Origin of the sequence: Aquimarina amphilecti, from assembly GCF_900109375.1 — a bacterium.
Classification (GTDB): Bacteria; Bacteroidota; Bacteroidia; order Flavobacteriales; family Flavobacteriaceae; genus Aquimarina; species Aquimarina amphilecti.
This window is the reverse complement of sequence record NZ_FOAB01000011.1, coordinates 46,389-70,547: the sequence shown is the minus strand read 5'-3', so window position 1 is coordinate 70,547 and position 24,159 is coordinate 46,389. Positions and strand designations below refer to the sequence as shown.

24 protein-coding genes are annotated in these 24,159 nt (G+C 33.5%); 8 read left to right on the top strand and 16 right to left on the bottom strand.

Annotated elements, in window-relative coordinates; genetic code table 11:
- Positions 1 to 66 precede the first annotated feature (66 nt).
- The 8 genes from BMY33_RS22115 (at position 67) to BMY33_RS22080 (ending at position 6,407) form a co-directional block, all read left to right on the top strand.
- Entirely contained in the window at positions 67 to 531 is a 465-nt protein-coding gene (locus tag BMY33_RS22115; RefSeq protein WP_091412567.1) for a DUF5063 domain-containing protein, read from the top strand.
- 168 nt (positions 532 to 699) lie between these two features.
- Positions 700 to 2,091 (top strand): DNA recombination protein RmuC, encoded by a 1,392-nt coding sequence (locus tag BMY33_RS22110; RefSeq protein WP_091412565.1) that lies wholly within the window; start codon positions 700 to 702, stop codon positions 2,089 to 2,091.
- Between the two features lie 9 nt (positions 2,092 to 2,100).
- Positions 2,101 to 2,445 carry a hypothetical protein gene (locus BMY33_RS22105; protein WP_091412563.1) on the top strand — a complete coding sequence of 115 codons (345 nt, stop codon included), beginning with the start codon at positions 2,101 to 2,103 and terminating at the stop codon, positions 2,443 to 2,445.
- A complete protein-coding gene (locus BMY33_RS22100) occupies positions 2,442 to 3,596 on the top strand; it encodes a serine hydrolase domain-containing protein (protein ID WP_091412561.1) in 1,155 nt (384 codons plus the stop codon). Before BMY33_RS22105 ends, BMY33_RS22100 begins: the two co-directional genes overlap by 4 nt.
- Positions 3,597 to 3,695: 99 nt before the next feature.
- Positions 3,696 to 4,976 carry an IPT/TIG domain-containing protein gene (locus BMY33_RS22095; RefSeq protein WP_170837153.1) on the top strand — a complete coding sequence of 427 codons (1,281 nt, stop codon included), beginning with the start codon at positions 3,696 to 3,698 and terminating at the stop codon, positions 4,974 to 4,976.
- A 13-nt stretch (positions 4,977 to 4,989) separates the two neighbouring features.
- Positions 4,990 to 5,355, top strand: a complete 366-nt coding sequence (locus BMY33_RS22090) for a 6-phosphogluconate dehydrogenase (RefSeq protein WP_091412558.1) — start codon at positions 4,990 to 4,992, stop codon at positions 5,353 to 5,355.
- 31 nt (positions 5,356 to 5,386) lie between these two features.
- On the top strand, positions 5,387 to 5,929 hold the full coding sequence (locus BMY33_RS22085; RefSeq protein WP_091412556.1) for an acyl-CoA thioesterase: 543 nt from the start codon (positions 5,387 to 5,389) through the stop codon (positions 5,927 to 5,929).
- Between the two features lie 91 nt (positions 5,930 to 6,020).
- Positions 6,021 to 6,407 (top strand): hypothetical protein, encoded by a 387-nt coding sequence (locus BMY33_RS22080; RefSeq protein WP_091412554.1) that lies wholly within the window; start codon positions 6,021 to 6,023, stop codon positions 6,405 to 6,407.
- A 21-nt stretch (positions 6,408 to 6,428) separates the two neighbouring features.
- Here BMY33_RS22080 and ilvA read toward each other — a convergent pair whose 3' ends face one another.
- The 16 genes from ilvA to BMY33_RS22000 all read right to left on the bottom strand — a co-directional run bounded on the left by ilvA (position 6,429) and on the right by BMY33_RS22000 (position 23,909).
- Positions 6,429 to 7,694 (bottom strand): threonine ammonia-lyase, encoded by a 1,266-nt coding sequence (gene ilvA, locus BMY33_RS22075; protein WP_091412552.1) that lies wholly within the window; start codon positions 7,692 to 7,694, stop codon positions 6,429 to 6,431.
- Positions 7,695 to 7,881: 187 nt separating this feature from the next.
- Positions 7,882 to 9,357, bottom strand: coding sequence for a ketol-acid reductoisomerase (gene ilvC / locus BMY33_RS22070; protein ID WP_091412550.1), 1,476 nt, complete (start codon positions 9,355 to 9,357; stop codon positions 7,882 to 7,884).
- A gap of 79 nt (positions 9,358 to 9,436) precedes the next feature.
- Complete coding sequence (gene ilvN, locus BMY33_RS22065; RefSeq protein WP_091412548.1) at positions 9,437 to 9,970, bottom strand: acetolactate synthase small subunit; 534 nt, start codon at positions 9,968 to 9,970, stop codon at positions 9,437 to 9,439.
- A 2-nt stretch (positions 9,971 to 9,972) separates the two neighbouring features.
- The gene (ilvB, locus tag BMY33_RS22060) at positions 9,973 to 11,706 is read right to left on the bottom strand and encodes a biosynthetic-type acetolactate synthase large subunit (protein WP_091412546.1); all 1,734 of its coding nucleotides are present in this window, start codon (positions 11,704 to 11,706) and stop codon (positions 9,973 to 9,975) included.
- A gap of 43 nt (positions 11,707 to 11,749) precedes the next feature.
- Positions 11,750 to 13,426 (bottom strand): dihydroxy-acid dehydratase, encoded by a 1,677-nt coding sequence (ilvD, locus tag BMY33_RS22055; protein WP_091412544.1) that lies wholly within the window; start codon positions 13,424 to 13,426, stop codon positions 11,750 to 11,752.
- A 586-nt stretch (positions 13,427 to 14,012) separates the two neighbouring features.
- A complete protein-coding gene (locus BMY33_RS22050; protein WP_091412542.1) occupies positions 14,013 to 14,669 on the bottom strand; it encodes a response regulator transcription factor in 657 nt (218 codons plus the stop codon).
- Positions 14,670 to 14,685: 16 nt separating this feature from the next.
- Positions 14,686 to 15,474 carry a sensor histidine kinase gene (locus BMY33_RS22045; protein ID WP_091412617.1) on the bottom strand — a complete coding sequence of 263 codons (789 nt, stop codon included), beginning with the start codon at positions 15,472 to 15,474 and terminating at the stop codon, positions 14,686 to 14,688.
- The gene (locus tag BMY33_RS22040; protein WP_091412541.1) at positions 15,444 to 16,145 is read right to left on the bottom strand and encodes a hypothetical protein; all 702 of its coding nucleotides are present in this window, start codon (positions 16,143 to 16,145) and stop codon (positions 15,444 to 15,446) included. Before BMY33_RS22040 ends, BMY33_RS22045 begins: the two co-directional genes overlap by 31 nt.
- Positions 16,145 to 16,546 carry a hypothetical protein gene (locus BMY33_RS22035; protein WP_091412539.1) on the bottom strand — a complete coding sequence of 134 codons (402 nt, stop codon included), beginning with the start codon at positions 16,544 to 16,546 and terminating at the stop codon, positions 16,145 to 16,147. The genes BMY33_RS22040 and BMY33_RS22035 overlap by 1 nt, the downstream gene beginning before the upstream one ends.
- 318 nt (positions 16,547 to 16,864) lie before the next feature.
- Positions 16,865 to 17,716: a 5-oxoprolinase subunit C family protein gene (locus BMY33_RS22030; RefSeq protein WP_091412537.1), complete on the bottom strand. Its 852-nt coding sequence runs from the start codon at positions 17,714 to 17,716 to the stop codon at positions 16,865 to 16,867.
- Complete coding sequence (gene pxpB, locus BMY33_RS22025) at positions 17,713 to 18,447, bottom strand: 5-oxoprolinase subunit PxpB (RefSeq protein ID WP_091412536.1); 735 nt, start codon at positions 18,445 to 18,447, stop codon at positions 17,713 to 17,715. Before pxpB ends, BMY33_RS22030 begins: the two co-directional genes overlap by 4 nt.
- The gene (gene pxpA, locus BMY33_RS22020; RefSeq protein WP_170837152.1) at positions 18,444 to 19,175 is read right to left on the bottom strand and encodes a 5-oxoprolinase subunit PxpA; all 732 of its coding nucleotides are present in this window, start codon (positions 19,173 to 19,175) and stop codon (positions 18,444 to 18,446) included. Before pxpA ends, pxpB begins: the two co-directional genes overlap by 4 nt.
- A 30-nt stretch (positions 19,176 to 19,205) precedes the next feature.
- Positions 19,206 to 20,423 carry an Nramp family divalent metal transporter gene (locus BMY33_RS22015; RefSeq protein WP_091412532.1) on the bottom strand — a complete coding sequence of 406 codons (1,218 nt, stop codon included), beginning with the start codon at positions 20,421 to 20,423 and terminating at the stop codon, positions 19,206 to 19,208.
- Positions 20,424 to 20,472: 49 nt separating this feature from the next.
- On the bottom strand, positions 20,473 to 21,606 hold the full coding sequence (locus BMY33_RS22010; protein WP_091412531.1) for a DUF2891 domain-containing protein: 1,134 nt from the start codon (positions 21,604 to 21,606) through the stop codon (positions 20,473 to 20,475).
- A 118-nt stretch (positions 21,607 to 21,724) separates the two neighbouring features.
- Positions 21,725 to 23,068: an ATP-binding protein gene (locus tag BMY33_RS22005; RefSeq protein ID WP_091412529.1), complete on the bottom strand. Its 1,344-nt coding sequence runs from the start codon at positions 23,066 to 23,068 to the stop codon at positions 21,725 to 21,727.
- 22 nt (positions 23,069 to 23,090) lie between these two features.
- Complete coding sequence (locus BMY33_RS22000) at positions 23,091 to 23,909, bottom strand: peptidoglycan-binding protein (protein ID WP_091412527.1); 819 nt, start codon at positions 23,907 to 23,909, stop codon at positions 23,091 to 23,093.
- Between the last annotated feature and the right edge of the window lie 250 nt (positions 23,910 to 24,159).

Below are 24,159 nucleotides of genomic sequence, written 5' to 3'. Positions count from 1 at the left end.
TATTTTATAACCAAAAAGAAATGGTTGTATCCAGATTCTTACTTAATTTTGTAATAAACTATTGATTTGAAAAACCTAAAAGAAATTATCATTCAAATTGTACAATGGGGAACTACTCCAAAACTTCCTATTGAGAATAAGGAACTTGTTTTAAAACAAACCCTCATATCTTTATATCAGGAATATCTTGCTATCTCAGGAGACATTCCTGAAGACGAACAAGAATACCCCGAAGCTCCTGAATTTAGTTTTGAAAAGATATCAAATACTATACGATCAAATTTTCCAAAGTTAGGGTTTTATCAAATGATTTTAGATCCTTTTGAAATGACCAAACCCGATAATGGACTTGGCGATGCTAATGATGACTTATCAGATATCATCAAAGATCTTATGGAAGTACAATGGCGATTCGAAAACACAAGTGATAAAGATGCTTTGTGGTATTTTGAATTTATTATGCGTAATCATTCTGAGAGACATATTGTTAATATTTTAAAAACATTAAAAGATTTAGAAGAACAATCATAATTTGATTATTTACCCTTACTTCTTTTCGACTTATACTGGCTAAATTTTTATCTTTGAAAAAACTACTCTTAAGGCAAGCTCTTGAGCATTTGTGGTAAACTTATTTTTTTATCTTGAGGCAAGCCTCGGAAAATCAAAATCTCGATTATCGAGTAAACAAAAAATTACATGTCAGAATACATATTGCTAGTCGTTGCAGTCGTTGCAATTATAATAGGTTTTTTTATAGGTAAATACGTGGCATCACTTAAAAACAAAAGTGATCAAAGTACGTTAAACGAACGCTCTAATCAATTACAATTACAGTTAGAAGAAGCAAAAAAAACTTCTGAACAACAGCTAGAACTCGCAAAACAACAACAACAAGTACAAAAAGAATCTTTAGAAAAACAACTTTCTAACACCGCTAAGGAAAGAGATGAAATCCGTAGAGAAAAAGAGTTTCTCAATACTGAACTTACCCGACGTAATGCCGAGTTTGAAAACTTACAACTCAAAAACCAAGAGCAAAAGGAAGAAGTAGAAAAGTTACAAGAAAAATTCACAAAAGAATTTGAGAATCTTGCAAACAAAATCCTGGATGAGAAATCCAATAAATTTACTGAACAGAATAAAGAGAATATTAAAAATATTCTGAATCCTTTACAAGAAAAAATAAATACTTTTGAGAAAAAAGTAGAACAAACGCATAAAGAAAGTATTGATTATCATGCAGCCTTACGTCAGCAAATAGTAGGATTAAAAGATCTTAACGAACAGATGAGTAAAGAAGCTACTAACCTTACAAAAGCTTTGAAGGGTGATAGTAAAATGCAAGGAAACTGGGGTGAATTGGTCTTAGAACGAGTATTGGAAAAATCTGGACTAGAAAAAGATCGAGAATATTTTGTCCAGCAAAGTTTCACAACCGCTGATGGGCAACGTGTTTTACCAGATGTGGTAATTCATCTACCTGACAGCAAGAAAATGGTAATTGATTCTAAAGTAACATTAACAGCTTATGAACGCTATGTAAATGAAGATGATGAAGATCTTAGAACAACGTACCTAAAGGAGCATATCACATCTTTAAAACGTCATATCGATCAGCTTTCCGAGAAAAATTATCAAGATTTATATGACATAGAATCTCCTGATTTTGTATTACTTTTTGTACCAATAGAACCTGCTTTTGCTATTGCCATTAATGAGGATAGTAAACTATACAATCAAGCATTTGAGAAAAACATAGTTATTGTAACTCCATCCACTCTTTTAGCAACTCTGCGAACCATTGACACTATGTGGAATAATGAAAAACAACAACGTAATGCGATAGAAATTGCAAGACAAGCAGGTGCACTTTATGACAAATTCGAAGGATTGGTTAAAGATCTGACGGGAGTAGGAAAAAAGATCGATGATGCTAAAAAAGACTATTCCTCTGCTATGAATAAACTCGTAGAAGGACGTGGTAATCTAATTACCAGTGTAGAAAAACTTAAAAAAATGGGAGCTAAAGCTAAGAAATCCCTACCAGAGGCAATTATAAAACGAGCTTCTGAAGATAACGATATTTAATTTTTACTTATGGAAGCAGATATTACTCAGATTATCATACAATTATTAATGGGATTAGCATATGCAATTCCAACATTATTCTTTATTGTAATTAGTATATATTATCTACTAAAAATGGGATCTCAAATTGATGGCATTCTAATTTTGATTGGTAATGTGATCATATTTTTATGTATTGTTATTGGGCGTATATTATTTATTCAATTTGCTTTTTATCAACAATGGGAAGGTAATATGTACTCCTATATAACAACAGCAATTAGCATCGTATCTGTTATAGGGAGTATCTTATTTGCAATTGGAATATTTCTTTTAATGAAAAAAGTGATCAAGACAAAATCATTAACCTTATGAAAACCAATCGCACATTCATTTTTTTATTAGTTCTTGGGCTTTTTACAGAAATAGGTGTTGCGCAACAGCTCTATTTCCCAGAACGTGGAAATTGGGAGGAAAAGAGTCCTTCAGAATTTAATATTGACACGAAAATACTTAATGAAGCCATTCAATATGCAAAGAATCAAGAATATTCTGGTCCTAAAGACTTAAGGCGAGCGATTTTAAAAGGTTTCGAAAAAGAGCCCTATCATAAAATACTGGGACCTACAAAAAAACGAGGTATTCCTTCGGGCCTTATTCTAAAAGACGGATATATTATTGCTAAATGGGGTGATATAGATCGTGTAGATATGACTTTTAGTGTTACTAAAAGTTACCTATCTACTCTAGCAGGCTTAGCTATAGATGACAAACTAATTAGTACAGTAGATGATTTTGCGTACAACTATATTTGGGATAACACGTATGATGGTAACCATAATAAAAAAATAACTTGGAGACACCTACTAACACAGTCATCTGATTGGTCTGGACAATTATGGGGAGGCTATGATTGGGCAGATCGCCCACCAAAAGAAGGAGGTATTGATGATTGGAAATTCAGAAAATTAAATACTCCAGGTGATGTTTTCGAATACAATGATGTTAGAGTAAATTTATTAGCATATTCGCTTCTTAATGTTTGGAGAAAGCCGCTTCCACAAGTCTTGAAAGAAAAAATAATGGCCCCAATTGGAGCCTCAACCACTTGGAGATGGTATGGGTATGATAACTCTTGGGTAAACATTGATGGGATAAAAATGCAATCTGTAAGTGGTGGTGGTCATTCTGGCGGAGGATTATTTATTAACACGCTAGATCACGCACGTTTTGGGTTACTTTTCATGAATAATGGCACATGGAACAACAAGCAACTTATTTCTAAAAATTGGATAACCGAAGCTATAAAATCATCCAAGGCAAATTCTAATTATGGGTTTATGTGGTGGTTAAATAAAAAAGGGACTCGTCACTGGGAAGGTCTCCCTGAACATATTTATTATGCCGCAGGTTTTGGAGGTAATTTTATCGTAATTGATCAAAAACAAAGTCTTGTTATTGTAACTAGATGGTTAGAACCCAGCAAAATTGATGAATTCGTGACTAAGATTTATGATTCTTTCTAAAAATTTTACATATATATTTGTAGTAATATAAAAAATCAACACATGGTATCTTTCACACTTATTTTTAAAAAAAATAGCATTTGTACTATTCTTTTTCTAATGATCTTGGGAATTACAGGTTGCACTAAAGATGGAGACAATCTTACCTTTACCACTAATACTGCTATAGAAAATATATCTCCAGAAAGTGGACCAGGGGATACTGAAGTTACGATTACCGGTATTGCTTTTGAAACCAATGAAAATGCTATTTCTGTATTTTTTAATGATGTAGAGGCCGTAATAAACTCTATTACCGAAACAGAAATTAAGGCTATTGTTCCAAGAGGCGCACAAACTGGAATCGTCAAAGTAGTGACGCAAGGAGAAGAAACCTTAGGACCAGAATTTACATATATAATCACACCAGCACAAGTAAGCACGCTAATACGTAGTGAAGTATCTGGTGATGTAGATGGACCTGTTGCAGAAGCATCTTTTTCTTCTCTATGGAATATTGCAGAAGATAATGAAGGTGCTATTTATATAACGGATTATGGCAATAATAAGATTAGAAAAATTGATATCAATAATATCGTAAGTACAGTTACAGGAATGACTGGAGTTACTGGATCAGTTGACGGTACATTAGCTGAAGCTACTTTTTCGAATCCGAGAAGTATGATCATAGATCCTGACGGAAATCTTGTATTGGTTGATTTCAATAACAACAATGTTAGAAAAATAGACCTTATTAATCAAACAGTTGAAACTATTGCAGGAACTGGAGAATTCGGATTGGTTAATGGAATTGGCAGTATCGCTCAATTTTCTTCCCCTATTGGGCTTGCTATTGATAGTTCTGGAAACCTATATGTAAGTGATTTTTCAGCTGCTACTATCCGAAAAATTACACCGGACAATGTAGTTAGTACGTTTGTAGGAACTGGAGAAGCAGGTTTTGTAGATGGCCCTGCTGATGTGGCTCAAATTGGTTTTGTCACAGGAATGGAGTTTGATAATGATGGTAATCTCATATTTGGCGATGGTAATCGGATACGACAGGTTACTCCAGAACGAGTAGTATCTACTATTGCAGGTACAGGAGTTGATGGTGATGTTGATGGAGAAAGCGATGTTGCTCAATTTGATGGTCTGCTTGATTTAGATATTGATTCTGAAGGAAATATTATTGTTGTAGACTTTGGAAATAAAAAAATACGCCAGCTTAGCCCAGAAGGTATCGTAAGTACACTTGCAGGTACCGGAGAAATTGGTTTTATGGATGGTGTTCCAACTATAGCTACATTTAATAACCCTAGAGGTCTGTTGGTTGGAGAAAATGATATTATTTATATATCAACAGATGATAGTATCAGAATTATAACACCAGAATTTTAGTAAATATTTTTTGATGAAAAAAACGCTGTTTTTCATAATTTTAGGAATTGTACTTTTGTTTACCTTATGGTATACTTCTGTATATTTTGCCACGTATAGTGAAGGTGTACGTAGCGGTGAACTTATAAAATTTAGTAACAAAGGTATTGTTTTTAAAACCTGGGAAGGCGAGATCAGTCAAGGGATTTCGGGGGCTCAAATATTTAGTTTTTCCGTAGAAGATAAAGATAAGGAAGTCATTAAAAAATTAGAAGAATACCAAGGGAGATATGTAAAACTAAAATATAAAGAACGTTTTGCTACAGTTTCTTGGTTAGGAGATTCTAAGTATTTTGTAATTGATGTAGAAGAAGAAGAATCACCTCATTTTAGGAAATAAAGCTTCAAAAGAATTCTTTAAAAAAATAGAAATGAAGAAATTTAAAACCGCCAGAGAATCCAGAGTAGTCATTTCTGAATTAATGCTTCCCTCCCATTCCAATTTCAGTGGCAAAATCCACGGTGGATACATCCTATCATTAATGGATCAAATTGCATTTGCTTGCGGATCTAAACATTCTGAAGCATATTGTGTTACCGCTAGCGTAGACAAAGTAGACTTTTTGAAACCAATAGAAGTTGGAGAGTTAGTAACCATGAAAGCCTCAGTAAATAACGTAGGGAAAACTTCTATGGTTGTTGGAGTAAGAGTAGAATCTGAAAATATTATGACTGGCAAAGTAAAACATTGCAATTCTAGTTATTTTACTATGGTTGCTAAGAATGATCAAGGAAGTAGTGTCCCTGTCCCTGGTTTAGTGTTAGAAAATGAAACAGCAGTGCGTCGTTTTGTTAGAAGTATTATTCGTAAGGAAGATGCAAAGTCAAGAAAAGATCGGTTTAAAGCTTCAGAATTCCAATTAGAAGATCACCTAGAATTACTAAAAGAATATAATGTTCAGGTAGATCTATAATTTATCTAATATCTCAGCGTTATACTTGTAAAATCAGGAATCCTATTTGATCCTGATAATATTTGCTATATTGAAGAAAAAAATAAAATCTATGAAATCCCCAATTCTATTAGTTGCATTAGTTGCGTTTACATTATTTAGCTGCAGCAGTAGTGATGATAGTACTACAGAACCTGAAGTACCTATTGATCCAGATCCTATCCCAGGACAAACCTCTACTTATGTTGGTCATGTAAAAGTAATTATTGATACTAATTGTACAGAATGTCATGGAACTCCTTTGCAAAATTCGGCTCCAATGGCATTAGAAACTTTTCAAGAAGTCGTAAATGCAGTAAATGATAGAAACTTGTTTAGTTTTATAAGCACAAACAATGCTTTTAATGTAATGCCTCCATCCGATGAAGGAGGAAGAATGCCACAAGCTACTATTGATATTGTAGAGGATTGGATAGCAGATGGTTTATTACAACAGTAATAGATCCACTTGATATTTTATCTATACTAAGAATTGAAATAAATCTGGCTTATCATTTAGATAATCTCCGAAAAAATTAAATTTCTTCATTCTGGTAATCAAAGGATTTAAGTCTTTTTTATCTTTAAGTTCTATACCTACAACAGCTGGGGCATTTTCTCTACTTGATTTTTTGGAATATTCGAAGTGAGTGATATCATCATTTGGTCCTAAAACCTCTCCTACGAATTGTTTTAAGGCACCTGCTCTTTGAGGAAAACGAACAATAAAATAGTGTTTCAAATCAGCATACAATAATGCTCTTTCTTTAATCTCAGCTGTACGTGTAATATCATTATTACTTCCGCCAATAATACATACTACATTTTTATCTGCTATCTTATCCTTATAAGATTCTAAGGCCGCTAACGTTAAAGCTCCAGCAGGCTCTACTACAATTGCATCTCTATTATAAAGATCCAAAATAGTCTGACACACTAATCCCTCAGGAACGGTTATCATATCAGACAAATACGATTTGCAGATTTCAAAATTTATATCACCTACTTTTTGTACCGCTGCTCCATCGATAAACTTATCTATGTTAAAGATTTCTGTATTCTTATTTTGTTGTATTGAAGTTAACATTGATGGTGCGCCTTCAGGTTCTACTCCAATAATTTTAGTTTTAGGAGACAATGCTTTCATTGCTCCACATAAACCCGATGCCAAACCTCCTCCTCCAACAGCAACAAAAATATAGTCAATAGGATGATCGACTTGCTTAAAAATTTCTAAACCAATAGTTCCTTGACCTTCTATAGTTTTAGGGTCATCAAAAGGATGCACAAATGTTTTTCCTTCCGTGACACAAGCCTCCTTCGCCGCTCTTGAAGCGTCATCAAATGTATCTCCTTCTAGTACAATTCGCACATGCTTACCTCCAAACATTTCAGTTTGTTCGATTTTCTGTTTTGGCGTAACGGAAGGCATATAAATAGTTCCTTGAATACCTAAATGATGACAAGCAAAAGCCACTCCTTGCGCATGATTTCCAGCACTTGCACACACAACTCCTTTTGCTAATTGCGCTTTAGTAAGTGAACTAATTTTATTAAAAGCTCCTCTTATTTTATAAGACCTAACACGCTGTAAATCTTCCCTTTTTAATAAAATATTAGTATCATATTTACGAGAATATCGAATACTATTCATCAAAGGAGTAACCATAGAAACCTCTTTAATAATAGAGGATGCTTTCTGTATATCCTCTAGTTGAGGAAAATATGTGGTTACTTCAGTATTCATATAATAAGTTAATTAATTATATCTGCCAGTCTGAGTCCATCAAAGATTACACAATACACATCTCAAAAAACTTCGACAGACCCAGCTAGACAAATAAATTATTATACAATTGGTTTAATCTATTATTTCTATTGTTTTAGTTGACAGATTGAACTCGTAAACAATCATTTAGGATAATTTACTATTGTTAAATTACTCGTTTCATTGCTGTCATAGAAGCTCTTAATCTTGCTCCTACCACTTCTATCGGATGATTTCTTAAAGCTGCGTTTACTTCAATTAACTTTGCGTTATCTACTCCATTGTTCTTACCTTGATCAAATGCTTTTCCGATTACATCTGTATCCACATTTTTCATGAAGTCTCCTAACAACGGTTTACAAGCATGATCAAACAAATAACAACCATACTCAGCAGTATCAGAAATTACTCTATTCATTTCAAACAATTTCTTACGAGCTATGGTATTCGCAATAAGTGGTGTTTCATGTAAAGATTCGTAATATGCCGATTCTTCTATAATACCAGAAGAAGTCATTGCCTCAAAAGCTAGTTCCACTCCTGCTCGTACCATTGCTACCATTAATACGCCATTATCATAAAACTCTTGTTCTGAAATTTCAACATCGCCAGCAGGTGTTTTTTCAAATGCTGTTTCTCCAGTTGCTGCTCTCCAGGACAATAAGTTCTTATCATCATTCCCCCAATCTTCCATCATTGTCTTAGAGAAATGTCCTCCAATAATATCATCCATGTGTTTCTGAAATAATGGACGCATAATATCCTTTAATTCTTCAGAAAGTTCGAATGCCTTAATCTTAGAAGGATTAGATAATCTATCCATCATATTCGTAATTCCTCCATACTTCAGTCCTTCAGTAATAGTTTCCCATCCGTATTGGATTAGTTTTGACGCATATCCTGCATCAATTCCTTTCGCAACCATCTTATCAAAACAAAGAATTGAACCTGTTTGCAACAATCCACATAAGATAGTTTGCTCTCCCATCAAATCAGATTTTACTTCTGCTACAAATGAAGATTCTAAGACACCAGCTCTATCGCCACCTGTTCCCACAGCATATGCTTTTGCTTGAGCCAATCCATGCCCTTGAGGATCATTTTCTGGATGTACAGCAATAAGCGTAGGCACTCCAAACCCTCTTTTATATTCTTCTCTAACTTCAGAGCCAGGGCATTTTGGTGCAACCATAATCACTGTCAGATCTTCTCTTACTTGCATTCCTTCTTCTACGATATTAAATCCATGAGAATAAGATAAAGTAGCTCCTTTCTTCATCAAAGGCATGACAGTATTCACAACCTGTGTATGTTGCTTATCTGGTGTAAGATTAATCACTACATCTGCATTTGGAACTAATTCTTCATATGTTCCTACAGCAAAACCATTACCTGTTGCGTTCTTATATGATTGTCTTTCTTCTTTAATGGCAGCCTCGCGCAAAGTATATGAAATATCTAATCCCGAATCTCTCATATTCAATCCTTGATTAAGTCCTTGTGCTCCGCAACCCACAATTACTATTTTTTTTCCTTTTAGTTCATCAACTCCATCTGTAAATTCAGAGGAATTCATAAATCTACATTTCCCTAATTGTGTTAATTGATCTCTTAATGATAGCGTATTAAAATAATTTGCCATTTCCTTCTTAATTTGTGGTTACTTCCGCTTACACGGAAATCTATTTAATTTTGATTTTTAGTTGTTTGTTTTTTAAGTATTATGCTACTTCTATTCCGAAACTTTCGATTATTTTAGAAATATGCATCTTTTCTTTTGTCACGGCAATCCTACCAGAACGCACAAATTGCATCAACCCATAAGGCTCTAACTTATCATACAGTTCCTCTACTTCTTTGCGTCTTCCAGTTTTTTCTAACACAAAAAACTCTGGAGTTACAGTGACAATATTTGCATTACTTTCTTTAATAACATTTTGTATTTGGCGTTCTTCAAACAATAATTTTGAAGCTACTTTAAACAATGCTGTTTCCTGATAAATAGTTTCATCATCTTTATGATAAAAAGCTTTAATTACTTCGATTTGCTTTTCTATCTGACCCACCAATTTTTTAACACGTTCTTCTGTTATTTTTACTACAATGGTAAATCGAAATACATCTTTGATTTCTGAAACTGAAGCTGTCATACTATCTAAGTTGATATGACGTTTTAGGAAAATTGCTGATATTCTATTAAGCAATCCTATATTATTCTCAGTATATACTGATATGGTATAACATTCTCTCTCCATAACTAACTCAATCTTATATCTGAAACCGATGCTCCTGTTGGTATCATCGGGAATACATTATTTTCTTTTTCTACACATACTTCTAAAAAGTAAGGCTCATTAGAGGCAATCATTTCCTCTATTGCAGAACCTAGTTCTTCTCTTTTAGAAACTCTTTTTGCATCAATATGATACCCCTTAGCAATAGTTACAAAATCGGGATTTACCATTTCAGTAGAAGCATATCTTTTATCAAAAAATAATTGCTGCCATTGACGTACCATTCCTAAAAAGTCATTATTTAACACTACAATTTTCACAGGAACTCTTGTTTGGAAAATAGTTCCCAATTCCTGTATGGTCATTTGATATCCACCGTCTCCAATTATTGCTACAACTTCTCGTTCTGGTGCCCCCATTTTAGCTCCAATTGCAGCTGGCAATGCAAACCCCATAGTTCCTAATCCTCCAGAAGTCACATTACTCTTTGTTTTTACAAACTCAGCATATCTACAAGCTATCATTTGATGCTGTCCCACGTCTGATACGATTACGGCATCTCCTTTTGTTTCTTCATTAATACCTCTAAGCACTTCTCCCATAGAAAGTCCATCTTTTGATGGGTATAGTTCTTCTTTGATCACCTTATCATATTCTACAGTATCAAAATCCTTAAATTCCTGTAACCAAGCTTTATGAGTATTAGCATTCACTAAAGGAAGAATATCTGCCAGTGTATTCTTCACATTACCCATTACAGCAACATTAACCTCTACATTTTTATTTACTTCTGCTGGATCAATTTCAAAATGAATAATCTTAGCTTGTTTAGCGTAGGTTTCCAAATTACCCGTAACCCGATCATCAAAACGCATTCCAATTGCTATTAGTAAGTCACATTCATTAGTAAGCTTATTAGGCCCATAATTACCGTGCATTCCTACCATACCAACATTTAACTCATGAGCTGTAGGCAATGCTGATAATCCCAATATTGTCCAAGCAGCAGGAACACCTGATTTGTTTACAAAACTTTTTAGTTCTTCTTCGGCCTCTCCAAGAATAACTCCTTGACCAAAAACGATCATTGGCTTTTTTGCATTGTTGATCAAATCCGCCGCGTGCTTTAATGTTTTAGGATCTGTTTCAGGAACTGGCTTATAACTTCGAACTCCTTTACATTTTTCGTATTTAAAATCAAGTTCACCAAACTGAGCGTCTTTTGTTATATCAATCAAAACAGGACCTGGACGACCTGAACGAGCAATATAAAATGCTTTGGCTAACACAGAAGGAATATCTTCAGCTTTAGTAACCTGATGATTCCATTTAGTAATTGGAGTTGAAATCCCTATAATATCCGTTTCCTGAAAAGCATCAGACCCTAATAAATGAGAACCAACCTGTCCCGTAATACAAACCATGGGCGTAGAATCTATTTGCGCGTCCGCAATACCTGTCACAAAATTAGTAGCTCCAGGACCAGACGTTGCAATAGCTACACCTACTTTACCACTTGTTCTTGCATATCCTTGAGCAGCATGTGTAGCTCCTTGTTCATGCCTAGTAAGTACATGATGTAGTTTATCCTGAAACTTATAAAGCTCATCATAAACTGGCATTATTGCTCCTCCAGGATATCCATAAATTAAGTCCACACCTTCCGCAAGTAAACAATGTATTACTGCTTCTGCACCTGTCATAGGACCAGTGGTTTCTTCTATTTCTTTTTCTATTATTTGCGTTTGTGTCTCCATTACGCTATATGTTTTTATATTTCAGTTATGCTGAAATGTTCTTTTAGAACTCATCTGTAACACATCCTTGTGATGCAGATGAAACTGTATTTGCATATTTATATAAAACTCCTTTTTTGAATTTCAATGGTGGCTGAATCCAAGAAGCTTTTCTTCTCTTAATTTCTTCTTCTTCAATAGCGACAGTAATAGAATTTGTTTCTGCATCAATGGTAATAACATCTCCATCTTTTACTAATGCAATCAATCCACCTTCTTGTGCTTCTGGAGTGATATGACCAACCACAAACCCATGAGTACCACCTGAGAATCTTCCGTCTGTAATTAATGCTACCTCTTTACCAAGGCCCGCTCCCATGATTGCCGCAGTCGGTTTTAACATCTCTGGCATTCCGGGACCTCCTTTAGGACCTTCGTACCTTATGACGACTACATTACCTTTATTAACCAATCCATCTCTTATTCCATCATTGGCATCATATTCACTATCAAAAACTTTTGCTTTTCCTTGAAAACGAAGTCCTTCTTTTCCTGTAATTTTAGCAACACAACCATCTTCTGCCAGATTACCAAACATAATTCTTAAATGACCAGTTGGTTTGATTGGGTTCTCTAATGGCTTTATTACATCCTGTCCTTCTGTAAGATCTGGAACATCTAAAAGATTTTCTGTGAGTGTTTTTCCTGTTACCGTTAAACAATCTCCATGCAACAATCCTTTCTTTAAAAGATATTTGAGTACTGCGGGAACCCCGCCTACCTCATGTACATCCTCCATCAAATATTTTCCACTTGGCTTAAGATCAGCTAAAAATGGTGTTTCATCACTTATTCTTTGAAAATCTGCTAACGTAAACTCTACATCCGCAGCTCTAGCAATTGCTAGAAAATGTAATACCGCATTCGTAGAACCACCGAGTACTGTAACTAAACGAATCGCATTTTCTAAGGATTTTTTGGTTACAATATCTAATGGCTTAATATCTTTCTCTAACAGCGTTCGCATAGCACGTCCTGCTGCTATACTTTCTTGTTCTTTGTTTTTACTTATTGCTGGGTTAGAAGAATTATAAGGTAGTGACATTCCTAGAGCTTCAATGGCAGAAGCCATTGTATTCGCAGTATACATTCCTCCACAAGCTCCAGCACCTGGAACCGCTTTTTTAATAACGCTTTTATATTCGCTATTCTCCATAGTTCCCGCTACCTTTTCTCCCCAAGCTTCAAACGCTGAAACAATATCTAGTTTCTTTCCTTCGTGACATCCAGAAGCAATAGTACCTCCGTACACTAACACTGATGGTCGATTTAATCGAATCATTGCCATCAAGGCACCTGGCATATTTTTATCACAACCTACCACAGTTACCATACCATCATAAGACATTGCCTGAACCACGGTTTCCATAGAATCAGCAATCACATCTCTTGATGGTAGAGAAAAACGCATTCCAGGAGTTCCCATAGAAATACCATCACTAACACCGATTGTATTAAATATAAGGCCCACTACATCTTCTTCTTTGGTTCCTTGTTTTACTAATTTTGCTAAATCATTAAGATGCATATTACAAGGATTACCTTCGTAACCTGTACTAGCAATACCCACAAGAGGTTTGTTAAAATCTTCATCTGTTAAACCAATTGCGTGCAACATGGCCTGTGCGGCTGGTTGCGTATCATCTTGTGTTACTTGTTTACTATATTTATTAATACTCATCCCTTTTGAATGTGAATTTTTTAATAATTATCTAAAATTTTAACTGGTTTTCTATCAAATTCATACTTAATCAAATAAACCATAGTATAAAATTATTTCGTAATGACTAAACTGTTGAATTATATTCAATAAGCTTACAACATCCAACCACCACCAAACAAACTTTATTTATTGATTTACAAACACTTACACTCTTTTTATTTACAATCACTATTTGTTAATTTTTGTTACACATTATTTTTTAGGCATAAAAAAACTCCCTTCTAATATAGAAGGGAGTTTAGTATTTAAATTGCATCAACATCCCCTTCACCGCAGTGAAATAATCACAACGATACTAATGACATTAATACTAATATTTTTTACTATTTCCATTGTTCTATTATTAAACAACAATAAAAAATCCCTTTACTTTCGTAAAGGGATTTTAATATATTTTTTATACTATAAATATCCCTTTCAACGTGGTGAAATAATCACGACGTTTCTAATGATATTGATAATATTGATATTGTTTGATTTCATTTGTGCGGTAAATATAACAAAATATTTTTTCTAAAAACAAATAGTATTCAAAAGTAAATTTTTAATCTAACTTGAATAAATTGTTCTTCATACAATATATGACAAGACCTACTCTAGTTTTTACCTGCAGCTTTTTAAAAACCGATTCCCTATAATTCTCTATTGTTTTGGGACTAAGGTTCATTTCACCTGCTATACTTTTATACGTAAGTTCTGAACAAGCATATTTTAAAAAAGTCCATTCCCTATCTGTTAATTTATCCGTAAGACTCTGACTAACATCTGCATCCGCTTTTTCAGAATACTTTAGCGCAGTTTCTATCTTACTAGAATAATAGAATCCTTGCTCAATTACCATTTTCATCGCAAATTCAAAGTTCTCTGGATGAATATCCTTTAATAGATACCCTCTTGCACCTGCCCTCAACATTTTTATAATTGTCTCTTCATCATCCTCCATTGTCAATGCTAACACTTTTTGTTCTGGCTGATTTTCTTTTAACCATTGCATGGTTTGAATCCCATCCATAACTGGCATCTTAACATCTAATAAAATTAATTCTGGCTTTTTTCTTTTATGCAGATAATATTGTGTTAGCTCTTTTCCGTTTTTAAGAATAGCAAGTACTTCATATCCTTCTAAGTTAGAAATAAGGCTTTCTAGAGATTGTGCAAATAGGAGATGATCATCTACAATAACTACCGTTTTTTTCTTCATTTCCGTTTAAGTTTTATTAAACTTTGTCCTCTTCTTTAAATGGATACCGCAAGGTAAGCAATACTCCTTTACCGGGCTCTGAAAAACAATCTAAACTTGCATTGACCAATGCTGCTCTACTTTTCATATTTAATAATCCAGAGTTGGCTTGCACTGATTCCATATCATATCCTACACCGTCATCTTTTATAACAATAGTCAAATCCTGAGGAGTATAATTTAATTTTACTAGAAGGTGTGATGCTTCTGCATGCTTAATAGTATTAGAGAAAAACTCCTGAACAATACGATATATAATAATTTCATCTTTAGGGTTGATAAGCACTTCTTCTCCATCTACAATTAACTCGGGAGTTAAAAAATTTAGTTTTTTAAATCTGTCTAATTCTACTTGGATGGATTTTTCTAACCCTATATTCTGGATAACCTCATGATTTAAGGTTTTTGATAGGTTTCTTATTTCTTGCAGGCTATCTCCTACCAAACCTCTAATATCATGCACGGACTCTTTGATTTTTGGTTCCAGATTCGTGCTTAAAATATTAATCTGCATGACTGCTGTAGATAGTAACTGGCCAATATTATCGTGTAACTCCCAACTTACATTTTTAAGAGTCTGTTCCTGGATTTCTAATTTAGAATTTTGTAGCTCTTCTTCGAAACGTTGTTCTGCTTTGAATTTCTCAAGAAGTAGTTTATTCTTTCTTCGCTGAAAAGCAACAAAGAACATTATACCGAATACCACAAAAAATAAAATGATAACAGTAAAGTATGTTATGAGTAAGATTTGTTCTTTTTCGAGCATATCAAAAATCCAATAATATAACAAGTATACATAAAAATGTTGGCTATTGTAAGAATCAAGGCGTAAACCTCTACAAACTCAGGACTAGTTCTATTACTATAATATCGACTATATATAAATAACGGAGTAACACATAGGTGAAAAACTAAAGTTCCAACCGAAAAGTAAAAAGGAATTGATCTACTAAAATTAAGAATTGCATTACTTTGTAAAATTTCATAATAGTACAATCCAATTGAAAAGAACAATAATATAGAACCAACAACAAAACTATATGCTGAATATGCCTCAAATAAAACCTTAGAAAAAACAAGATTCACTATAGTCGATAAACCATAAATTAAAAAAAAGATCATAAGAACTTTTTTTAACTTAGAGGATTTCAAATTCATTTTTACATAATTAAGATAGAATAAAAAGCTGAGAATTAAATACGTATTGTACAACCAGAAATTCTGATTCCAGAAAGTTTCTTTCAAATGCCCAAAGCTTTCCACTGATTGTATAATATTTGGGATAAGCCCTACAGTCTCAACAAAAACTGTTAACCACAAGAAATATGTAAAATACCGAGTAGATTTATCTTCTCGGTATTTAAAAATATAGAATGTTCCAAATATCGCGGCAATAAGCTCTAACAGATGAACAAAAATTAAACTAAATGTTCCCATTAATATGAATTAGGTGGATGCCCTCCTGAACTATGATTAAAAGGTTCTATTCCATAATTATTCTCAGGATCTTCTCCATCTTTTCCAAAAGCTCCTGGTCTAGATCCAGTAGGAGCAAAAAACAATGTAGAATACCCTTTCTTCATTTTACATTTAGATTCCGAATACGCACCTAAATACACTCTGATTCCTGGATCCTTAATTCCTTGCTTTTCAGATTCCTGCTTTACATATGCCAAATATTCTTCCAATTCAGCGACAGACCAATGGAATTCTCGCTTATCCTCGAATCCTAATTTTTTCTGTAATCTTTTACTTCTTTTTTTACACCAATTATCATGAAGCTCCCTAGCTTCATTTTCGGTAATACACTTTTGGGGTTTTTGTACTTTTTTTGCCATAATATTATCATTTATTGGGTTATTGTTGCTAATATATTTAAAAATCTAAGTTTTACACAAACAACGCCACCCTTTAACTGAATGATTCTACGGTAAACCCGTACACTTAAAGTTTTGATTTTCAAATAAATAACACTTAACAAGGAAAAACAAAAAAAGTAATAAAAGGGGCTTTTACCCCTACTACATAAGGTGATTTTACCCCTAATGTAATTAACACCTACATACTAATCAGTTAATTACACCACAAAAGCAACTTATTTAAAAACAAAAAAAACACTACTAAAATCCGCATAGTAACCACTTAAATAAAAAAAATCATAATACATCAAACTTTATGGACTCACCACTTCGCTTCTGCGCGATAACATTAATAGATTCTTTTGTTAATTGTAAAATTCTGGGATATCCTCCAGTAGTTTGACAGTCTCTCATCAAAACAATCAACCGACCCGACGGAGTTAACTGAACCGTACCTGGTAAAACAGGTGATGATAACATTGAAGATAATGTATTTTCTAACAAACCATCTAACAAAATCGCCATCCGATCTCTAGTATTGGATATTGAAAATTTCGCATTTAACAACTGATGCTTTTGATGATCAGTTAGCATATCAAATTCAGGGCCCTCGAAAACATTAATTCGATCCTTTTTACCCCAAAAAGGAGGTGTAAAAAGCGAAGCATTAGATGTCGAAAAATCGACAACTATTTTAAAAGAAACTTGATCATTTTTACGAAGTGATGATAAAGATGTAATCTCATTATATTGAGATCTACTTCTTAAAAGCATTTCGGATTGAAAACCAAATTTTATTCCTACAAAACCATACACTCCATTTGTCACATTTTTTAACCGTAAAACATCGCCTTTCCGAATTTGTATTTGACTATTCATTTTTTGCTTTATTTCATTCAAAAACGGGACACAAATTGCTCCTGTAACTGAAACCACCGTATCGTCTTCAAATTCTAAAATAGGTGGAATCATTGCCCACTCAAGTACTGCACATTTTTTGTCATTATCCAATATGGCATTCGCCAAAAAATAAGACTGAAGATCCATTGCTCCACTTTTTGGAACACCATATTTCGAGTAACCAAATCGCCCACCATCCTGAATTGTAGTATACATTCCTGAAGACAATAATGTCATTTTACTCATCATATTAAATCAAATTTTGGTGTATAATCCAACTTTGAAATTGATAATCTAATATCGTTATATTCATTTTCTTTTATCGATACAAATTTAATTTTATCACCAGGTGACACAAAACAAGGTTTTTCTATATTAACATCAAAAAAACCTAAAGGTGTACAACCTATCACATGCCATCCACCTGGACTATCACACGGATAAATTCCAGTTTGATTTCCACCTATAGCAACAGAGCCTTTTTTCAACTTCGGACTAGGAGTAGATTTTCTAGGAGTAATCAATTTTTCATTCAATCCGTCCAAATATAAAAACCCTGGCAGAAAACCAATAAAATGTGTAGTATATACTGGAGCAGTGTGCAATGAAATTATCTCTTCAATATTCATTGATTTTTTTGCCGCAAACAAAGAGAGTTCAGGAGCGAGTGAATTCGAATAACAAACAGGCACTTTCCACAAACGCTTTTTCATTACCTGAATTTCACCATCATCAGAAAACAACGATTTAAGTGTTAAAATCTCACCATAGACATCTTCTATAGTGGATACATAATAAATTAATAACGAGTTATATGATAAAATCACTTCAACTATTAGTTTATCATAATATTTTTCAATGGATTTTTTATAAAAAAGCAGCGTTTCTAGCAAATTTTCATCAACTTTTGATAAAGTTTGAATCAAAATTGCTTGCTCACTATAACGTTTATATTGAAATTCAACCTCAGATCTCTTCATTTCAATACAAAATTTCGCTTCACAAACTCCTTATATAAGTGCTCCAAAATTTCAACAGATTTTGGATTATCTCCGTGCACACAAATTGTGTTAAAAAAAATTGGCACCTCCACTCCTTTTATTGTTTTTACTTTTCCTTCGGAAACCATCTTTAAAACATGATTCAAAATCTCCTCCGAATTAAACAACACTGCATTATTCAAAAAACGTGAAACCAAAGTTAAATCATCATTATAATTTCGATCTGCAAAAACCTCATACCTTACCTCAATATTATCTTTACAAAGATACGAAATCATAGACTCTTTAGTCGTTATTACACCTAAACTTTTATCGATATTTTTAACAGATTGAATAATTGCATTTGCTACCTCTTCATTTTTCACTGCTTCATTATATAATGCGCCATGAGGCTTTACATGATGTAATCGACCACCTCTTTCTTCTACAAAGGATTTTACTTTTTGAATTTGCGTCGTTAAAGTTTCTACAAGATCACTATAAGAAATATCCATAACAATTCTTCCAAAATTTTCACGATCAGGATACGATGGATGAGCACCAATTTTTACTTCATGTCGTAATGCCAAATCGATTGTTTCCTGGATCACCTTATCATTTCCCGCATGAACTCCACACGCAATATTACACCATGATATATATGGCATTATTTCTTCATCAAAACCTGCCTCTTCTCCAACATCAGAATTCAATATTATTTTTTTCAAAATTCCTACTTTTTATAAAGATTTTTCTTACTAATTTATAATAACTTTCCAAACACCTCTAAATCCTAAAAAGCAAGTAATAAATACTATCAAAAAGCCAAGAATGTTTTGCTTTAAAGAATTAGTAAAATTCCCCAAAATATTTTTTTGATTCATAACCCATAAAAGGAAGATTGCTATAATCGGCAAAAGAAGCCCATTTGCTATTTGTGCAAATCGAATAATCACTATCGATTTTATTCCTAATGAAGAAAATAAAACACCTAAAAAAAGTATAAACATCCAGACAGCTCTAAAGGAATTACTTTTTAGCCCATCTTGCCATCCCATGCATCCTTTTACAACATAAGCAGCAGCCAAAGGAGCAGTAATCGCAGAAGTAATTCCGGCCGCAAACAACCCTAATGATAATACATATTTTGCCATAGACCCAAAAACTGGTTCAAGTCCTTTTGCTAAATCAGCAGCATTATTAACTTCTGTTTGTTGAATAGCTGCACCTGCAATTATAATTGCCATAGAAACCAATCCACCTAAAACTATCGCAACAATAGTATCTTTTCTAGCTGCCGGGAGATCTTCTTTAGTTTTCCATTTCTCACTTACTATTGATGCGTGAAGAAACAAGTTATAGGGTACAACTGTTGTTCCTATTAACCCTACAATAGTGAGTATTTTGTCAGCGGATAAGTCAGGTACAAAGCCTTTAAACAAAAGTGAAAGGTCTGGTTTTGTAACAATTGCGGTAATGATAAATGCAATACTCATAAATAACACAAGTACTACTAAACTACGTTCCAAAACTTTATAATTACCAATGTACAGTAATACAAAAGCTATTATACCAATAGTAATACTCATATAATTAATAGAAATAGTACCTATTTGAACTGTTGGAGACCCTAAAATAGTGGACAACCCCAATACTCCTCCACTTATATTACCAGCTTCATACGCAGCATTACCTATAAAAATGGCAGAAAGAATCACTCCTATTAGTATCCACCTTACTATTTTATTATCGAATTGCGATTTTACAACTTCACTTAGACCCTTTTGGGTAATAATTCCTAAACGCGCCGACATCTCTTGCAACACCATACAGGCAATTATAGACAATACCAAAGCCCATAATAGAGAATACCCAAATTGTACACCTGCCAACGTACAGACGGTAACAGTTCCTGGACCTATAAAAGCAGCAGTTACTAATGTTCCTGGACCGATATTAGAAAACCATTTTTTCACATGTTTATGTTTTTAGTTATTAGTTATGTAAGAAGTTCGAGAGATTACACTATTTAGATTGATCATCGAGTGCATAAATTGCAAAAGATCCTAGCCAATGACCTCCTTCATAACTATCACCCACAAGATTTGGCAATGAATATTTCACATGTTGATTCGCAATATTGATAAGATGTTCATATTCTGGATATTGATTCGCTAATCCGTATAACACCCACGCCCTACTAAAATTAAGTCCATCTAAGTGTACCAATTTTCCGTCGCTACGGTCCGAAACCTCCCCTACTTTAATCTTAAAATCTTGCTTTTTAAGTTGTGGCATGAAATCACTGATCCATAAATCGAAGGATGTTTTATCTAATACTTTTCTCATTAAATCTACCTCTTCGAAACAAGGTGATAAGAAATCATATCCACTAGGTTCCCAACCTATAGGGCAATCAGCATCTTTACCATAAAATCCCTTTGCCCTAGTAATGATAATATTCTTAAGCTTATCATTGTCAAACGTATTCGCATAATCTAAAGCAAAAGATAATCCGAATGCTGTATTAGTATGCTCTCCCACTCTTATTGGATACTTCAATTTTGGCAAAAATTCTATATATCGTTGTACTATAACATCTGTTAATGGCTGTAAGTTTTGTTCCAAATCTTTTGCTATAGGATCTTCCCAAGTATGGATTTCTTCGGCAAGCTTTAGCAACCATGCCCATCCATATGTTCGTTCATATGATGTATTGTGCTTCCCTTTAAAATATAACACTTCAGCTTCTATATGTTCTTTAGAAATACTTTCAATCAGCTTAGCTTTTATCTCAGCAGCCTTTTCCATTTCTGGAAAAGATTTTAATAGCTTGACTAAGGACCAATGTCCATGAACTGCAGAATGCCAATCAAAACATCCATAAAAGGCTGGATGCAAAACTTTGGGTTCTCCTAAATCTTCTTTGCTCCCTATGGTTTGTCCCAATTTATTTGGGTACTCTGTATGAATGCACGCTAAGGGCAATTCGGCTAGATTAGATGCTTGATCTTTAGTTAATTTTAGAGGTTTTTCTATAACAATTTTAGAAATACCCTCTTGAACTAAAGGTGCTTCTATTACTTTATTAGAGTTAGTTTCTGAAGTATTGCAAGCCCCAATAATCATCAAGGAAAACAAAATAGCTAATCGATTCATGTGTCAATATATTTTAAACTTTTCTTCATCCCTAAGGATGATTCCCTTTTAAAAATATTGATTTCCGAGTGTTAATCTATATGATTGTTAATAACATAGAAGAATAGTTTATAAACTCTTATATCTTGACCATTTTACCTTCTTTTAGGTATTCTTTTTTTATTCCTTCTAATACAGTTTCGAGAAGAATTGACTTATGCTTAGAAGCTATCGTTTTAAGACATATATATTGTACTACATTTATAATATTTGCGCCTGTAAGCGGATATTTTTTTGAGATTTCTTCTAAAGAAACACTTTTATCCAATGCAATTTTATTCGGTAAGTTTTTCTTCCAAAGTGATAACCTTTCTTTATATGATGGGTTTTCGAATTCTATAATAGATTGAAATCTACGAGTGAATGCGGTATCTATATTATTTCTAAAATTTGTAGCCAAAATAACCAAGCCCGAATGCGCTTCTATTCGCTGTAGTAAATAAGACACCTCTTGATTCGCATACTTATCATGAGCATCTCTTACATCGGTTCGTTTTCCGAAAATAGCATCTGCTTCATCAAAAAACAAAATCCAAGATTTGTTTTTAGCCTTATCAAACAATTTAGATAAGTTCTTTTCAGTTTCTCCAATATATTTGGATACAATCATAGATAAATCAATGCGATACACATCTTTTCCTGTGAATTTACCTAATAAAGTAGCCGTTAACGTTTTTCCAGTTCCTGGAGGACCAGAAAAAAGAATTCGATAACCAGGTTTGATTCTAGATTTCATATTCCAATCATTCAATACAATATCGTTGTAATCTAACCAAACTTCGATCTCTTTTATCTGTTGTAAAGTTTTATTTTGTACTACCAAATCATCCCAATCCAATTGAGTATCTATCCTCTCCGCTAGAAAATCCTTACTTAATGAAGGCTTTAAAATGTTTCCTGTAGTGAATAATTCTATATATTCTTCAGCCAGCATCAAGCGTCCACTCATTTTGGGTTCTCCCATTGGAACTGTACCCAAATACAGAACTCCTTCCTTAAAAAAAAGATGCTCTTCATAGAACATCTCAGTGAGCTGCATTCTTTTTTGGATATCACTACCTGCCACTATAAATTGTACAGTTTCTCCTGTAGGTATAATCCCCCTATGGTTTTTACCTTTCACACCACCAAAATCAGGTAATCCCCCTCCATTAGGCAAAAAATCGGATATAATTTTTGTAAAAAAATCAGGAGAAATATGAGGAACAATAGCCAACAATAAAGTAATCACTTCTTCTAGAGATAATTCCTTTTCTCTAACAAATTTTGAAAACAAAGAATCATCAGACATAATTTTATCAAATTTCAGAAACACAGGTATTTCATTGGTATAGTTATCTTTTAAGCGATACTCTATAACCTCCTTTAGAAATGATAGTTTACTATCAAAATGTATTGTGTTTTGAGCCAATGTCTTTTTCATTAAGTATGTGTTGTTATAAGAATTATATTAATGACCCTATAGAGAATACATCTATTTTAGATCTTCTAAAGCTTCTAGTTCTCTTCATAACTGCTATTCCATTTCTAGAACCCTGATGATTAGTATTTCCTTCTATAGTTTCTATAACATCACCTTCTATAGCAGTTATTATACCTGTATGAGTCCAATCTAAACGTGATTTTTGTATTAGAAATACATCTCCTTTTTGTATAATTGAGGGATCTCTTCTTATTTTTTGATATCTAGAAAGTACATTTTTTTCTAAACCTGTATTACCTACCGTATCACAACTATAGGTAAGCGGCATTAATGTTTTAAAATTTTTACCAATAGCGCTAGCGGCCTGATCAAGAATGGCTTGTACAAATCCCATACACCAAAACCAAGGGGAGCCATCATGACCATCCATATAACTCCGCACCCAAGGGCCACTATTGGATTGCCCTTGTATATTAAGCTCAAAAGGATGCTGACGTAAATGATTTTCTGCTGCCTCTACTATCAAATCTCTCAGACTGTTACTTACCAAAGGTTTTTCAAAAGCTTCTTTTAAACTAGCAGATAGCATATCAAATAACTCTTGAACAACAACACCTGTTTTCGTGATGTTCTTAAACTCCTGAAAATTCTTTATTGCTCTTTCTGTTGCTGGGCCGAAATCACCATCAATTTCCGTAGCTGTGCCACTCCCTGGATTAGGAATAGAAAATAATGTCAGCCAAGATTGAATTTTCATCACATCCTTTTTATTGTTATTTATTCCTCCTCTTTTTTGAGTAGCTTTTATTACTAATTCTTTCTGATACGCAGTCTTTTTCATAACCCTATCTTGTTTAATAACATAAAGTCAATTCATATCCATTGACACTATTCTATGAATTCCTTTTATCCTATCAAACACTACTTAATAATTACATGGTAATAATATGTTAATCTAAGATTTTATAAAATTAAGGTACCGATTAATAAGTTAACACAGCTAAAACACCAGATCTATTAAGGAAAATAACTGTTAAGTAAAGGGATAAATGTCCCAAATAAATTACTGTTTTTTTTTAATCTTATTTGAG

Coding starts and splice junctions, on each gene's coding strand:
- BMY33_RS22110 (WP_091412565.1), top strand. CDS start 700: ATGTCAGAATACATATTGCTAGTCGTTGCAGTCGTTGCAATTATAATA.
- ilvA (WP_091412552.1), bottom strand. CDS start 7,694: ATGAATACTGAAGTAACCACATATTTTCCTCAACTAGAGGATATACAG.
- BMY33_RS22005 (WP_091412529.1), bottom strand. CDS start 23,068: ATGAAAAAGACATTGGCTCAAAACACAATACATTTTGATAGTAAACTA.
- BMY33_RS22045 (WP_091412617.1), bottom strand. CDS start 15,474: ATGCTCGAAAAAGAACAAATCTTACTCATAACATACTTTACTGTTATC.
- BMY33_RS22030 (WP_091412537.1), bottom strand. CDS start 17,716: ATGATGAGTAAAATGACATTATTGTCTTCAGGAATGTATACTACAATT.
- BMY33_RS22010 (WP_091412531.1), bottom strand. CDS start 21,606: ATGAATCGATTAGCTATTTTGTTTTCCTTGATGATTATTGGGGCTTGC.
- BMY33_RS22050 (WP_091412542.1), bottom strand. CDS start 14,669: ATGAAGAAAAAAACGGTAGTTATTGTAGATGATCATCTCCTATTTGCA.
- ilvD (WP_091412544.1), bottom strand. CDS start 13,426: ATGAGTATTAATAAATATAGTAAACAAGTAACACAAGATGATACGCAA.
- ilvC (WP_091412550.1), bottom strand. CDS start 9,357: ATGGCAAATTATTTTAATACGCTATCATTAAGAGATCAATTAACACAA.
- BMY33_RS22000 (WP_091412527.1), bottom strand. CDS start 23,909: ATGAAAAAGACTGCGTATCAGAAAGAATTAGTAATAAAAGCTACTCAA.
- BMY33_RS22090 (WP_091412558.1), top strand. CDS start 4,990: ATGAAAAAAACGCTGTTTTTCATAATTTTAGGAATTGTACTTTTGTTT.
- BMY33_RS22080 (WP_091412554.1), top strand. CDS start 6,021: ATGAAATCCCCAATTCTATTAGTTGCATTAGTTGCGTTTACATTATTT.
- pxpB (WP_091412536.1), bottom strand. CDS start 18,447: ATGAAGAGATCTGAGGTTGAATTTCAATATAAACGTTATAGTGAGCAA.
- BMY33_RS22100 (WP_091412561.1), top strand. CDS start 2,442: ATGAAAACCAATCGCACATTCATTTTTTTATTAGTTCTTGGGCTTTTT.
- BMY33_RS22085 (WP_091412556.1), top strand. CDS start 5,387: ATGAAGAAATTTAAAACCGCCAGAGAATCCAGAGTAGTCATTTCTGAA.
- ilvN (WP_091412548.1), bottom strand. CDS start 9,970: ATGGAGAGAGAATGTTATACCATATCAGTATATACTGAGAATAATATA.
- ilvB (WP_091412546.1), bottom strand. CDS start 11,706: ATGGAGACACAAACGCAAATAATAGAAAAAGAAATAGAAGAAACCACT.
- BMY33_RS22035 (WP_091412539.1), bottom strand. CDS start 16,546: ATGGCAAAAAAAGTACAAAAACCCCAAAAGTGTATTACCGAAAATGAA.
- BMY33_RS22105 (WP_091412563.1), top strand. CDS start 2,101: ATGGAAGCAGATATTACTCAGATTATCATACAATTATTAATGGGATTA.
- BMY33_RS22095 (WP_170837153.1), top strand. CDS start 3,696: ATGATCTTGGGAATTACAGGTTGCACTAAAGATGGAGACAATCTTACC.
- BMY33_RS22040 (WP_091412541.1), bottom strand. CDS start 16,145: ATGGGAACATTTAGTTTAATTTTTGTTCATCTGTTAGAGCTTATTGCC.